Genomic DNA, 13,908 nt, shown 5'->3' with positions numbered 1-13,908 from the left:
AAATTTTAAAGGTAACAAAATGAAATTATTAAAACGTTTAGTGAGCGTATTAGCGATTGTACTTGCTGTTGCAAGCAATGCATTCGCAGATGATGAAGTTCGCATTGTAATTGATGAAGGGGTTGATGGTGCACGTCCTATAGCTGTTGTGCCGTTTGCCGGATCTGCACCGGAAGATATTAGCAAAATTGTTGCTGATGATTTACGTAACAGTGGTAAATTTAATCCTATTGCTGAGTCTCAGATGCCCCAACGTCCAACTTCAGCAGCTGAAGTAAATCCTGAAGCTTGGTCTAATATTGGCATTGACGCAATTGTGGTCGGACAAGTTGTTCCATCTGGTAATGGTTATAGTATTACTTATCAATTAATTGATACCGTTGGTGCATCAGGTACGCCAGGGGCGGTATTAATGCAAAATAGCTATACAGTGACAAATAAATGGTTACGCTATGGTGCTCATACTGTTAGTGATGAAGTGTTTGAAAAATTAACTGCGATCCGTGGTGCCTTTAGAACTCGTATTGCTTATGTTGTGCAAAAAAATGGCGGTTCACAACCCTATGAAGTGCGTGTTGCAGACTACGATGGCTATAATCAATTTATCGTAAATCGTAGTTCTCAGCCTATTATGTCACCAGCTTGGTCTCCTGATGGTCAACGTTTAGCATATGTATCCTTTGAAAATAAAAAATCACAACTTGTTGTACAAGATTTAAATTCTGGTGCTCGTAAAGTGGTGGCTTCTTTCCCTGGACATAATGGTGCTCCTGCATTCTCTCCGGATGGTTCACGTTTAGCCTTTGCCTCTTCACAGGATGGATCATTAAATATTTATGTGATGAGCTCATACGGCGGAGCTCCAACTCAATTAACTCGTGGTGCAGGTAATAATACAGAACCATCTTGGTCTCCAGACGGTAGCTCAATTTTATTTACATCCGATAGAAGTGGTTCACCACAAGTTTATCGTATGAGTGCAAACGGTGGTGGTGCAACACCGGTTGGTGGTCGCGGTAGTGCACAAATTAGCGCTGATGGCAAAACCCTTGTGATGATTAATGGAAACAATAATGTTGTTAAACAAGATCTTACATCTGGTGCATCAGAAGTACTTAGTACATCTTTCTTAGGCGAAAGTCCAAGTCTTTCACCAAATGGAATTATGATTATTTATAGCTCTACACAAGGCTTAGGAAAGGTGCTACAATTAGTTTCTGCAGATGGTCGCTTCAAAGCGAGCCTTCCAGGAAGTAATGGCCAAGTGAAATTTCCTGCTTGGTCGCCATACTTAACTAAATAAAGAAAACTCATTGAGGAGAAATCTAATGAACAAATTTGTTAAATCATTATTAGTTGCAGGTTCTGTAGCTGCATTAGCTGCTTGTAGTTCATCTAACAACGATGCTGCAGGTAATGGTGCAGGCCAAACTTTTGGCGGATACTCTGTTGCTGATCTTCAACAACGTTATAACACCGTATATTTCGGTTTTGATAAATATGACATCACAGGTGAATACGTTCAAATCTTAGATGCTCACGCAGCATATTTAAATGCAACTCCAGCTGCTAAAGTATTAGTAGAAGGTAACACTGACGAACGCGGTACACCAGAATACAACATCGCGTTAGGTCAACGTCGTGCAGATGCAGTTAAAGGTTATTTAGCTGGTAAAGGTGTTGATGCTGGTAAATTAGGCACAGTATCTTACGGTGAAGAAAAACCTGCAGTATTAGGTCACGATGAAGCTGCATATTCTAAAAACCGTCGTGCAGTGTTAGCGTACTAATTCTTAGTATTTCTAATACTTGAAAAACAGGATCCATTTTTATTGGATCCTGTTTTGTTTTCATCGTTTGTAATTTAATCAATTAGCTTGAAAGAATGAATTTATTCTTTTGATTCTAAAACAAATGCGCTATCATTAATTCATCAACACAGTGGGTCGTTAGCTCAGCCGGTAGAGCAGCGGACTTTTAATCCGTTGGTCGAAGGTTCGAATCCTTCACGACCCACCACTCTCTGATTTAGTTGTCCAGTTGGGTTGTTAGCTCAGTTGGTAGAGCAGCGGACTCTTAATCCGTCGGTCGAGAGTTCGAGCCTCTCACAACCCACCATTCTTATTTTTATTATTCATCTCTAATATTTTAAATTTCTTTAATTTGCTTAAATTCTTGACTATTTTTAGCGGTTATTGTGGTAGAATATCCTTAAATTTTAGTCGGGCATCATTATGTTGGAAAATATTTGTATTGTTTTAATTGAGACTTCGCATAGCGGTAATATTGGTTCTGCTGCTAGAGCAATGAAAACAATGGGATTGACCCAGCTTTGTCTTGTTTCACCAAAATCTGTTGATGAACAATCTTATGCTCTTTCAGCTGGTGCAGAAGATATTGTAAAAAATGCTAGAGTTGTCGATAGTTTTGATGAAGCCGTCGATGATTGCTCTTTGGTGATTGGAACAAGTGCTCGTTTACGTCATTTACAAAGTACCTTGATCGAGCCTCGAGAATGCGCGGAGAAAGTTGTAGCGCATGAAGGCAAGATAGCTATTGTGTTTGGTCGTGAACGCATTGGATTAACGAATGAAGAGTTGTTGAAATGTCATTACCATTTGAATATCCCAGCTAATCCTGATTATTCTTCTTTAAATTTGGCAATGGCGGTACAGTTGGTAAGCTATGAATTGCGCATGGCATTTTTAGCTCAAGATAAGAAGGAAAATTCACTTTCTTTAATAGAACAAAACTATCCAACCGCAGAACAACTCGCTTATTTTTTTGAGTATACTGAGCGTGTATATCAGTCACTAGGATTCATTCAAAATCAAGGTGTTATACATAAATTAAAGCGTTTATATTATCGCGCTCAACTTGAAAAAAATGAATTAAATATTTTAAATGGCATGCTAAGTGCGGTCGAAAAACGAATTGATCTTGATTTAGATTAATTGACTGATTTAGTAGGATATGTAAATATTGCAACATCACTTTTTAGGAACACTTTATGAAACTTACATCGAAAGGTCGTTATGCAGTCACTGCGGTTTTAGATATCGCTTTAAATGCAGAAAAAGGTCCTGTGAGCCTTGCAGATATTTCTGAACGTCAACATATTTCGTTATCTTATTTAGAACAACTTTTTGCTAAATTACGTCGTGATGGATTAGTAAAAAGTGTTCGTGGACCTGGTGGAGGTTATCAGCTAGGTTTACCAAGTGATCAAATTTCAGTGGGAATGATTATTTCAGCGGTAAATGAAAATATTCATGTGACAAAATGTCTTGGTCGTGGAAATTGTCAAAATGGCGTAGAATGTTTAACTCATACATTGTGGGAAGATCTGAGTAATCGCATTGAAAGTTTTCTCAATGAAATTACTTTGGCTGAATTGGTGAGTAAACGTGAGTCAAAACGCCAAACTCATAGCGATTTTGAGAATTTAATTAATTGTTAATCAATAAAGGAAAGTAGTCCGTACAGTGCAAAATGCATTAAAAGTGCGGTCAAATTTAGAATGATTTAGGAGTGAAAAATGAAATTACCTATTTATTTAGACTATGCAGCAACTTGTCCTGTGGATGAGCGTGTTGCAAAAAAAATGATGGAATTTTTAACCATTGACGGTACATTCGGTAACCCAGCTTCTCGCTCGCATAAATTTGGTTGGCAAGCAGAAGAAGCGGTTGATGTGGCTCGTAATCAAATTGCGGATCTTATTGGTGCCGACTCTCGTGAAATTGTGTTTACTTCTGGTGCGACAGAATCAGATAACCTTGCAATTAAGGGTGTTGCGCATTTTTACCAAACTAAAGGCAAGCATATCATCACTTGCAAAACCGAGCATAAAGCCGTTTTAGATACTTGTCGTCAATTAGAGCGTGAAGGTTTTGAAGTGACTTATTTATCACCCGAGTCTGATGGTTTAATTGATTTAGAGAAATTTAAAGCCGCACTTCGTCCCGATACTATTTTAGTTTCAATTATGCATGCCAATAATGAAATTGGCGTGTTGCAAGATATTAAAGCTATTGGTGAGCTTTGTCGTGTAAATAAAACGATTTTCCATGTGGACGCAACTCAAAGTGTGGGCAAGGTTGCGATTAACTTGGAAGAGCTGCCAGTTGATTTATTATCTATGTCTAGCCATAAACTTTATGGACCTAAAGGTATTGGTGCGTTATACGTTCGTCGTAAACCACGTATTCGTTTAGAAGCGATTATTCATGGCGGTGGTCATGAGCGCGGAATGCGTTCAGGTACATTACCTGTCCACCAAATCGTGGGAATGGGCGAGGCTTATCGAATTGCAAAAGAAGAAATGGCAACAGAAATGCCACGTTTAAAAGCTCTTCGTGATCGTTTATATAATGGCTTAAAAGATATTGAAGAAACCTACGTAAATGGCTCAATGGAGCACCGTTTAGATAGTAATTTAAATATTAGCTTTAACTATGTTGAAGGTGAATCTTTAATGATGGCATTGCGTGATATTGCAGTATCTTCTGGTTCTGCTTGTACATCAGCTAGCTTAGAGCCGTCTTATGTATTACGTGCACTTGGTTTAAATGATGAATTGGCACACAGTTCAATTCGTTTCACACTGGGTCGTTACACCACTGAAGAAGAAATTGATTACACCATTAATTTAGTGAAAAGTGCGGTAGAAAAACTTCGTGCATTATCGCCATTATGGGATATGTTTAAAGAAGGCATCGACCTTAGTACAATTGAGTGGTCAGCTCACTAGGATTTAACTGCTATTATTAAATGGCGTTTCTCAAGGATTTAAAAAAGGAAAGTTAAAATGGCTTATAGCGAAAAAGTAATCGATCATTATGAAAATCCACGCAATGTGGGTTCTATGGATAAAAAAGATAGCAATGTTGGTACTGGCATGGTGGGGGCGCCAGCTTGTGGCGATGTAATGCAGTTACAAATTAAAGTAAATGATAACGGCATTATTGAAGATGCAAAATTCAAGACTTATGGTTGTGGTTCTGCTATTGCATCTAGCTCATTAATTACCGAATGGGTGAAAGGTAAATCTTTAGAAGAAGCAGGTGCTATCAAAAATAGCCAAATTGCAGAAGAGTTAGAATTGCCACCAGTGAAAGTACACTGTTCCATTTTAGCAGAAGATGCAATTAAAGCGGCAATTGCTGATTACAAATCCAAAAAAGGCGAATAATATGAAAAAGTGCGGTCGGTTTTGACCGCACTTTTAGTGGTTTTGGGGGATATATGAGTATTACATTAACAGAAAAAGCCGCTCAACGAGTGAAAGCTTTTTTGGATAATCGTGGCAAAGGTATTGGTTTGCGTTTAGGAGTGAAAACATCAGGCTGTTCTGGCTTAGCTTATGTGCTTGAGTTTGTTGATGTCTTAAATGAAGAAGATCAAGTTTTTGAACAACATGGTGTGAATATTATTGTCGATCCAAAAAGCTTAGTTTATCTCAATGGTATTGAGTTGGATTATGTGAAAGAAGGCTTAAATGAAGGCTTCAAATACAATAATCCAAATGTAAAAGAATCTTGTGGCTGTGGTGAAAGTTTCCATGTTTAAGGTAATAATCTGATGTTAAATCCTTTTCAAATTTTTGATTTACCTGTTGATTTTCAGTTAGATGAGAAGGCGCTAAATACACGTTATTTAGAATTACAAAAGGCTCTACATCCTGATAATTTTGTATCAAGTAGTGCGTTAGAACAACGCGTTGCGATGCAAAAATCCACCGAAGTGAATGATGCCTTAAAAACGTTAAAAGACCCAATTTTACGAGCAGAAGCTATCATTGCTCTTAATACGGGTGAACAGTTCGATCTTGAACAAAAAAGTACGCAAGATGTGGCGTTTTTAATGCAACAGTTACAGTGGCGAGAACAACTAGAAGAACTTGAAGATCAGAAAGATGAAGAAGCATTAAATGCTTTTGCAAAAGAAATTAAACAAGAAACTCAGTTATTATTGACCGCACTTTCTGAGAGTCTGACATCCCAACAATGGACGAAAGCATCTCAACAGTGTGATAAATTACGTTTTACCCGTAAACTTTCTGAAGAAATTGAACGTGTAGAAGAACGTCTTTTTGAACTGTAATAGATCTATATCTCAATATCCCTTGATATTATGCAAACTCTCGAACAACTAATATCTCCAGAAAATTCTGCTTGGCCTATACTTTCCCAATGGATTGAAAGTGCACGTAATCATTGTTATGTCATTAAAAAAGATCAATCAAGTGCAGAACGTGAACTTTTTACCATGCAAATGCCAACATCATCACCAATGGGGGCTGTGATTTATGAAACAGGTGGAATTTTAATTCATTATGGTTGGTTGCGTATTTTAGGTTCAGGAAGTTTTAAATTACCGCGTGGATTGATGGATTGGAATTTTAGTAAGTCTTTTAGTCAGTCTGGTGAAAAACCAAAATATTTATTGGTTGCAGATGATGTGATAGGCGGTTACTTTGCATTAAATGGTGGTTCGTTAGGCGATAACCTTGGCAAAATTTATTACTTTTCACCAAAAGATCTCACTTGGCATAATTTAAATTTTACTTATACAGAATTTTTAGCTTGGGCATTGAATGGTGATTTAGAAGCTTTTTATCAAGGTCTATTCTGGCAAAATTGGCAAGATGATGTGAAACAATTGGATGGTAATCAAATTTTTGTATTCTCGCCTGACTTAAGCGAAGAGAGAAAAATAGCGATTGATGAACGTCAAAAACACGAAGTCAATATTGAAACACATTACCAATCAAGCTTTGCAGAAAAAAATAAATTTGATTTGGCGTATTCCGTCGCATAACCAGTAGAAAAATAGCATATGGCATTATTACAAATTGCAGAACCAGGACAAGCTGCTGCACCGCATCAACATCGTTTAGCCGTTGGGATTGATTTGGGAACAACCAATTCTTTGGTTGCATCCGTGCGTAGTGGGCAAGCCGTGATTCTTAATGATGAACAAGAACGCAGCCTTGTGCCGTCAGTTGTTCATTATGGCGTCGCAGAAAAGAAAGTTGGTTTGGAAGCTTTTGAACAAGCCTCACTTGATCCAAAAAATACGGTGATTTCAGTAAAACGTCTAATTGGTCGTAGTCTTGCTGATGTTCAGTCTCGTTATTCTAGTTTGCCTTATGAATTTGTGGCGAGTGAAAATGGATTGCCTTTAATTGTTACGGCACAGGGGCCAAAAAGTCCAATTGAAGTATCTTCAGATATTTTATCGCGTTTAAATCATATTGCAGAACAACGCCTTGGTGGTGAGCTTTCTGGGGTTGTGATTACGGTTCCTGCTTATTTCGATGATGCTCAACGTCAAAGTACTAAGGATGCTGCGCGTTTAGCTGGGCTAAATGTATTACGTTTATTGAATGAGCCTACTGCAGCTGCAGTTGCTTATGGATTGGATAGCGGGCAGGAAGGGATTATTGCAGTTTATGATTTAGGTGGCGGTACATTTGATATTTCAATTTTACGTTTATCAAAAGGTGTCTTTGAAGTTCTAGCCACGGGTGGAGATACTGCGCTAGGTGGTGATGATTTTGACCATTTAATAGCTGATTGGGTCGTTGAACAAACCCAATTAAAACCACAAACCCCAAATCAACAGCGCGAACTGATAACCCTTGCTAGCCAAGCCAAAATTGCTTTAAGTACTGAGAAAAGTGCGGTGATTTCTTGGATGAATTTTTCAGTAGAAATTTCACGGGAACAATTTAATGCGTTGATTCATTCACTTGTAAAACGTTCATTGCTAACTTGTCGCCGAGCTTTGAAAGATGCCAACGTTGAATCTGAAGAAGTACAAGCGGTGGTTATGGTTGGTGGTTCAACTCGAGTGCCATACGTACGAGAACAGGTTGGCGAGTTTTTTGGTAAAACACCACTCACTTCCATTGATCCAGATAAAGTTGTAGCACTTGGTGCCGCAATTCAAGCGGATATTTTAGTCGGTAATAAAACTGACTCTGATATGTTGTTGCTCGATGTCGTGCCGCTTTCTTTAGGCATTGAGACGATGGGGGGATTAGTGGAAAAAATTATTCCTCGTAACACAACAATTCCTGTGGCTCGTGCACAAGAGTTTACTACTTTCAAAGATGGTCAAACAGCAATGACCGTTCATGTTGTACAAGGTGAACGTGAACTAGTTAATGATTGTCGCTCTTTAGGGCGTTTTACTCTACGAGGTATTCCGGCAATGGCTGCGGGGGCCGCTCATATTCGAGTGACTTATCAAGTTGATGCAGATGGTTTATTAAGTGTGACTGCAATGGAAAAATCGACAAAAGTGCAGGCATCAATCCAAATTAAACCTTCTTATGGTTTAACCGATGAAGAAGTGACCGCAATGATAAAATCTTCTTTTGATAATGCGCAAGAGGATTTGCAAGCTCGTGAATTAGCCGAGCAGCGAGTAGAAGCAGATCGAGTGATTGAAAGCGTAATTGTTGCGTTACAAGCAGATGGGGCTGAATTGCTGAGCACAGAAGAATTTCATCATATTGAAAGTGTGTTAAAACAATTAATGGATGTAAAACAAGGTTCAGATCGTGATGCCATCGCGCAAGGAATTAAAGCCTTGGATATTGCTACCCAAGAATTTGCAGCACGTCGAATGAATGTATCGATTAATAAAGCTTTGACTGGCAAAAATTTGTCAGATATTGAAAAACCGTAAAAGTGCGGTCAGATTATTAAATAATTTTGAGGAAAGTGTTATGCCAAAAGTGATTTTTTTACCTAATGAAGAATTTTGTCCCGAAGGTATGGTTGTTGATGCCGCGGCAGGTGATAACTTATTAGAAGTTGCCCACAATGCTGGAGTAGAAATCCATCATGCTTGTGATGGCTCCTGTGCTTGTACAACCTGCCATGTGATTATCCGTGAAGGGTTTGATTCTTTAAATGAAACGAGTGATCAAGAAGAAGATATGCTAGATAAGGCTTGGGGATTAGAAATGGATAGTCGTTTATCTTGCCAATGTGTAGTGGGAGACGAAGATCTTGTGGTAGAAGTTCCGAAATATAACATTAACCATGCCAATGAGGCGGCCCACTAATGAAATGGACTGATGCTCAATTAATTGCAGAAGAACTTTACGATCGTAATCCAGATTTAGATCCAAAAACCGTTCGTTTTACTGATTTACATAAATGGATTTGTGAACTTGAAGATTTTGATGACGATCCTAATAAGTCAAATGAAGCGATTCTTGAGGCTATTTTATTGAAATGGTTGGATGAATTTGAATAATCAGAAATTTGACTGAAAAAATACCCGCACTTTGATGCGGGTATTATTTTTTTAAAGATTGTTTAATTTCATTTTTGCCATTTGTTGTTCTAATTGGCTACCACTTTGTTGTGCTTGTTCAAAGCTGTTTTTAGCCTCAACTTTATCTCCTTTCGCGACTTGGATGTCGCCAGTTAAAATCGCTTTACGAGCATTAAAGCTTTCGCCTTTCACTTGGTTTAAGGTGGTTAAAGCATTGTCTAATTGACCCAATTGAAATTGCACTGCACTGAGACGTAATGCAATAATAGATGTTAATACTTCATCTTGAGATTGGGTTAATGCTTGATTTAAGTTTGCTTCTGCTGCTGCAAAGTCTTGTTTCTCTGTCGCTTTTTTCGCTTCATCTAATAAAGCAAAGACAGCGTATGCAGTTTTGCTGTTAGCTTGCACAAATTGTTCTATATTTGCTTTTTTAGCTTGTTCATCTTGTTGTGCAGAATAGATTAACGCATCATACTGTGCAGAAGCTTGAGCGATTTGTTCTGCTTGGTGCGCTTGCCAATAACGCCATCCAAACATACCACCCACACCTAAGATAAAAGCGACAATAATTGTTTTGCCATTTTCTTTCCACCAGTCTTTCAACTGGTTAATCTCTTGTTCTTCTTCAATGGAATAAGCCATGTTTTTCCCCTTTTAAATTAAAATTGAGTTTGAATATAGTCAATTACATTCACTAAATCTAAGGTTTGCTGATCTGCGCCACCTTGTAAGTGTTTAACAACGACTTGTTTATTTTGTACTTCGCTTTCGCCGATAACTAATGCCAATGTTGCACCAGATTTATCTGCACGTTTAAATTGTTTTTTGAAATTACCGCCAGAGCAGTGCAACATAGTATTTAAGTGCGGTAATTCTGAGCGTACTTTTTCCGCTAATTCAAAAGCGGCTAATATTGCGCCTTCACCTTGATAAACAACATAAATATCCACCGCACTTTTCACAGGAACATTTGGATTAACTTCTTGCACCAACAAGACTAAACGTTCTAATCCCATCGCAAATCCGATGCTCGGTGTTGCGTGTCCGCCAAGTTGTTCCACTAAACCGTCATAACGACCGCCACCACATACAGTACCTTGTGCGCCAAGAGCGGAAGTTACCCATTCAAATACAGTTTTGTTATAATAATCTAAGCCACGAACGAGTTTAGGATTAATTTCATATTGAATTCCCACTGCATCTAATAATGAACATAATTGTTCAAAATGCTCACGGCTTTCATCATCTAGATAATCAAGCAATTTTGGTGCGTTATCTAATACTTTTTGTAATTCTGGATTTTTTGTGTCCAAAATACGAAGTGGATTTTTTACCAAGCGATCTTTTTCTTCATCGCTCATTAAATCTTGATGGTTTTCTAAGAATCCAACCAAAGCTGAACGATAATTTGCGCGTGCTTCTAAAGAGCCAATTGAGTTAAGTTGAAGTGTAACATGTTGATCGATACCTAACGCTTTCCATAAACGATAGGTAAGCATGATTAATTCGGCATCGATTTCTGGATTCGCAATACCGAATACCTCAACACCTGCTTGATGGAATTGACGGTAACGACCTTTTTGTGGACGTTCATGACGGAACATTGGCCCCATATACCATAAGCGTTGTTCATTGTTATAGATCCACCCGTGTTCAATGGCGGCACGCACGCAACCTGCAGTGCCTTCAGGGCGTAAGGTTAATTGTTCATCGTTATCCCAAAATGTGTACATTTCTTTTGAAACAACATCGGTTACTTCGCCGATTGCACGAGCAAATAATGGCGTGCTTTCTACAACTGGCATACGCACTTCGGAATAACCGTAATTGTTTAATATCTGGCGTACTTGCGCTTCAATCCATTGCCATAATGGAGATTCAGTAGGGGAGCAATCGTTCATTCCGCGGATTGCTTGAATAGTTTTAGCCACGAGCTTTCCTTAAATAATTCTGTTTTTTGGATCTTGTTGTGCCACTTTTGCACGAATTTTTGCTTCTAATTGGTTAACAATATCTTCGTTATCGAAGCGTTCTTTTTGGCGTTCTCCATTAAGATAATAACCGCTTTTTTTGTTACCACCGGTTACCCCGAGATCAGATACGAGCGCTTCGCCTGGACCATTTACTACACAGCCGATAATTGATACATCCATTGGTGTAATAATATCTTCAAGGCGTTGCTCTAACGCATTTACTGTACCGATTACATCAAACTCTTGGCGAGAGCAGGTTGGGCACGCAATAAAATTAATGCCACGAGAGCGAATTCGTAAAGATTTAAGAATATCAAAACCTACTTTAATTTCCTCTACGGGATCAGCAGCTAATGATACACGTAATGTGTCGCCAATACCTTCGGCAAGTAACATACCTAAACCTATTGCAGATTTGACCGCACCTGCACGCGCGCCACCCGCCTCTGTAATCCCTAAATGCAATGGTTGCTTGATAGATTTAGCAAGTAAACGATAAGCTTCTACCGCTAAGAAGACATCGGAGGCTTTTACACTCACTTTAAATTGATCGAAGTTAAGACGATCTAGAATTTCTACATGACGTAATGCTGATTCTAATAATGCCTCTGGTGTTGGTTCGCCGTATTTTTCTTGCAGATCTTTTTCTAAAGAGCCTGCGTTTACGCCGATACGAATGGGAATATTTTTGTCACGAGCACAATCAACAACGGCGCGGATGCGATCTTCACGGCCAATATTGCCAGGATTGATACGTAAACAATCCACTCCATATTCTGCGACTTTTAGCGCGATACGATAGTCGAAATGAATATCTGCTACGAGAGGAACATTCACTTGCTGTTTAATTTGTTTAAATGCTTCTGCTGCATCCATTGTTGGAACAGATACGCGAACTATATCTGCACCAACACGTTCTAATGATTTAATTTGAGCAACTGTCGCTTCCACATCAGTGGTGCGAGTATTTGTCATTGATTGTACGGCAATTGGTGCATCACCACCAACTGGTACATTTCCCACATAAATTTTTGTCGATTCACGACGCTTAATGCTTGGTTGAAAAGCTGACATCTTTTTCCTTATTAAGGTTGTGAAAGTTTGAATTTTGCAATGCGGCCATCCACTTTTAGTGGATAATTTTCGCCTTTATAGGTGATCCGTACATTACTTGGTGCGCCAACAATTAATGAAAACTCATCGCCATTAAAAGTTAATACTTCACCTTTTTTGTACTCTTTTTGTGCTAATACTCGGCGATTTTTATCTTTTACGCTGAGCCAGCTCGTATTATTTAAGATTTCTACAATCAAGTCTCCTTTTACAGTCGGTGCTGCTGGAGAAATTGATGGATTTTCTACCGCACTTTGAGTGTCTGAAACTGATTTTTCATCGTTTTTTGTTTGTGGAGCGGCATTTTCTTGTGCTATTTCTGGTAACACATTATTTGTTATTTCTACTGGTTGTGAGACAGCTGCTGTTGTTTCTGGTGCAGTTTTATTACTTTCTTCTGTCGTCACAAGAGCGGTGGCCGGTTGATTATTTTCAGTAGAGGAAACATAGCTTTGTACTAAGTCATCACGTTCTTGGTTATTTTGCTGATAACTTTGCCACCACCAAAGTCCCGTCATGCCAAGGACTAAAATAAGTACAATGATAGATAAACGTCCGACCCAACGAGAGTGCGATGAATATTGATTGACTTCACGAGTTGAACGAGCATTTTTACTCAGATCGTTTTTATCATTTTCTGCAAATGTAATATTTTCCCATACAGAATCAGGTAAGCGTAAGAACTTGGCATAGCTACGCACATAACCTTTTACAAAGATTGCAGGGGTAGATTTTTGAATAAATTCGTTGTTTTCAAGTTGTTGTAATATGGAAGGACGTAGCGCAATTTCTTTGGCGACGTCTTCGAGAGAAAGATTCAAGTTTTCACGTGCTTGGCGAAAAATCTCACCTGGTGAAAGTTCTTGCTCAGTTGTTGGATTCATAAATTCAATCAAATAATATGCGATAAACAAAGGCTAAATTTTAAAGTCCAACGCTTGATTTGGCAATGCTTTATTTGAAGGTATTAAATTTTTCCGCTCGTTTACTATCAGTTTGTCGCAATTTTTGTAATGCTTGTTGATAAATATCCATTTTTTGAGAGGAATAAGCACAAAGAGCCATATTTTCAAATGTATCTGCTTGATGATAATAATTAGGTGAATTCAGCGCGAGTTGAAATTGCTGCTGAGCTTGTTCAAATTGCTTTTGACGACATAAAAATGTGCCAAAATTATTATGTAAGTCTCCCTGTTGATTATTGAGTTTTAAAGCTATTTCATATTCACGATGTGCGTTCTCGATTTCCCCTTGTTGTTGATAATAATGCGCAAGCGCTGAATGCACGAGATAGTAATCTTTATCGTGTTGAAGTGCTTTATCTAAGTTGATTTTGGCTAGTTGAGAATTACCTTGTTGAAGGTAACCGAGTGCGAGTTCTACGCGAGCTTTAGCTGCAGATTGTTGATTGAAATCTTGAATAGTTGATTGGGAAACGCAAGCAGAAAAAATGAAAGGGAAAATAACCGCACTGAGTTGTTTACTTATTGTTTGCATTTTTTCTCCTTTTAACTGGGGAGGA

General features: G+C 38.4%; 17 protein-coding genes and 2 tRNA genes. 14 read left to right on the top strand and 5 right to left on the bottom strand.

Translation table 11 applies throughout. From position 1 onward, the window contains the following. Window positions 1–19: 19 nt before the first annotated feature. The 14 genes from tolB (at window position 20) to iscX (ending at window position 9,276) form a co-directional block, all read left to right on the top strand. Entirely contained in the window at window positions 20–1,303 is a 1,284-nt protein-coding gene (gene tolB, locus DV434_RS04425) for a Tol-Pal system beta propeller repeat protein TolB (RefSeq protein WP_118785123.1), read from the top strand. 25 nt (window positions 1,304–1,328) lie between these two features. Then, window positions 1,329–1,790, top strand: a complete 462-nt coding sequence (pal, locus tag DV434_RS04420) for a peptidoglycan-associated lipoprotein Pal (protein ID WP_005630091.1) — start codon at window positions 1,329–1,331, stop codon at window positions 1,788–1,790. A 153-nt stretch (window positions 1,791–1,943) separates the two neighbouring features. Next, window positions 1,944–2,019 (top strand) — tRNA-Lys (locus DV434_RS04415). A gap of 23 nt (window positions 2,020–2,042) precedes the next feature. Next, a tRNA-Lys gene (locus tag DV434_RS04410) sits at window positions 2,043–2,118 on the top strand. Between the two features lie 116 nt (window positions 2,119–2,234). Then, the gene (trmJ, locus tag DV434_RS04405) at window positions 2,235–2,954 is read left to right on the top strand and encodes a tRNA (cytosine(32)/uridine(32)-2'-O)-methyltransferase TrmJ (protein ID WP_118785122.1); all 720 of its coding nucleotides are present in this window, start codon (window positions 2,235–2,237) and stop codon (window positions 2,952–2,954) included. A gap of 56 nt (window positions 2,955–3,010) precedes the next feature. Next, entirely contained in the window at window positions 3,011–3,460 is a 450-nt protein-coding gene (gene iscR / locus DV434_RS04400; protein ID WP_118776285.1) for a Fe-S cluster assembly transcriptional regulator IscR, read from the top strand. 78 nt (window positions 3,461–3,538) lie between these two features. Beyond that, window positions 3,539–4,753, top strand: a complete 1,215-nt coding sequence (locus DV434_RS04395) for an IscS subfamily cysteine desulfurase (RefSeq protein WP_118785121.1) — start codon at window positions 3,539–3,541, stop codon at window positions 4,751–4,753. A gap of 57 nt (window positions 4,754–4,810) precedes the next feature. Further along, window positions 4,811–5,194 (top strand): Fe-S cluster assembly scaffold IscU, encoded by a 384-nt coding sequence (gene iscU / locus DV434_RS04390; RefSeq protein WP_005626962.1) that lies wholly within the window; start codon window positions 4,811–4,813, stop codon window positions 5,192–5,194. A gap of 53 nt (window positions 5,195–5,247) precedes the next feature. Continuing rightward, window positions 5,248–5,571: an iron-sulfur cluster assembly protein IscA gene (gene iscA, locus DV434_RS04385; RefSeq protein WP_005626961.1), complete on the top strand. Its 324-nt coding sequence runs from the start codon at window positions 5,248–5,250 to the stop codon at window positions 5,569–5,571. 12 nt (window positions 5,572–5,583) lie between these two features. Further along, window positions 5,584–6,105, top strand: coding sequence for a Fe-S protein assembly co-chaperone HscB (gene hscB, locus DV434_RS04380; protein WP_118785120.1), 522 nt, complete (start codon window positions 5,584–5,586; stop codon window positions 6,103–6,105). 30 nt (window positions 6,106–6,135) lie between these two features. Beyond that, entirely contained in the window at window positions 6,136–6,822 is a 687-nt protein-coding gene (locus DV434_RS04375) for a DUF2625 domain-containing protein (RefSeq protein ID WP_118785119.1), read from the top strand. Window positions 6,823–6,840: 18 nt separating this feature from the next. Beyond that, window positions 6,841–8,700 carry a Fe-S protein assembly chaperone HscA gene (hscA, locus tag DV434_RS04370; protein ID WP_118785118.1) on the top strand — a complete coding sequence of 620 codons (1,860 nt, stop codon included), beginning with the start codon at window positions 6,841–6,843 and terminating at the stop codon, window positions 8,698–8,700. A gap of 40 nt (window positions 8,701–8,740) precedes the next feature. Next, a complete protein-coding gene (gene fdx, locus DV434_RS04365) occupies window positions 8,741–9,082 on the top strand; it encodes an ISC system 2Fe-2S type ferredoxin (RefSeq protein WP_118785117.1) in 342 nt (113 codons plus the stop codon). Beyond that, the gene (iscX, locus tag DV434_RS04360) at window positions 9,082–9,276 is read left to right on the top strand and encodes a Fe-S cluster assembly protein IscX (RefSeq protein ID WP_005630102.1); all 195 of its coding nucleotides are present in this window, start codon (window positions 9,082–9,084) and stop codon (window positions 9,274–9,276) included. The genes fdx and iscX overlap by 1 nt, the downstream gene beginning before the upstream one ends. A gap of 51 nt (window positions 9,277–9,327) precedes the next feature. Here iscX and DV434_RS04355 read toward each other — a convergent pair whose 3' ends face one another. The 5 genes from DV434_RS04355 to pilW all read right to left on the bottom strand — a co-directional run bounded on the left by DV434_RS04355 (window position 9,328) and on the right by pilW (window position 13,883). Then, a complete protein-coding gene (locus DV434_RS04355; protein WP_118785116.1) occupies window positions 9,328–9,942 on the bottom strand; it encodes a YfgM family protein in 615 nt (204 codons plus the stop codon). 17 nt (window positions 9,943–9,959) lie between these two features. Continuing rightward, window positions 9,960–11,231: a histidine--tRNA ligase gene (gene hisS, locus DV434_RS04350; RefSeq protein WP_118785115.1), complete on the bottom strand. Its 1,272-nt coding sequence runs from the start codon at window positions 11,229–11,231 to the stop codon at window positions 9,960–9,962. Between the two features lie 9 nt (window positions 11,232–11,240). Further along, entirely contained in the window at window positions 11,241–12,347 is a 1,107-nt protein-coding gene (ispG, locus tag DV434_RS04345; protein ID WP_005630108.1) for a flavodoxin-dependent (E)-4-hydroxy-3-methylbut-2-enyl-diphosphate synthase, read from the bottom strand. 11 nt (window positions 12,348–12,358) lie between these two features. After that, a complete protein-coding gene (locus DV434_RS04340; RefSeq protein ID WP_005630112.1) occupies window positions 12,359–13,270 on the bottom strand; it encodes a RodZ domain-containing protein in 912 nt (303 codons plus the stop codon). 70 nt (window positions 13,271–13,340) lie between these two features. After that, window positions 13,341–13,883, bottom strand: a complete 543-nt coding sequence (gene pilW / locus DV434_RS04335; protein WP_118785114.1) for a type IV pilus biogenesis/stability protein PilW — start codon at window positions 13,881–13,883, stop codon at window positions 13,341–13,343. Between the last annotated feature and the right edge of the window lie 25 nt (window positions 13,884–13,908).

The organism is Haemophilus haemolyticus (assembly GCF_003493685.1).
In the GTDB taxonomy this organism is placed as follows: domain Bacteria; phylum Pseudomonadota; class Gammaproteobacteria; order Enterobacterales; family Pasteurellaceae; genus Haemophilus; species Haemophilus haemolyticus_O.
This window is presented reverse-complemented; position numbering and strand designations above follow the sequence as displayed.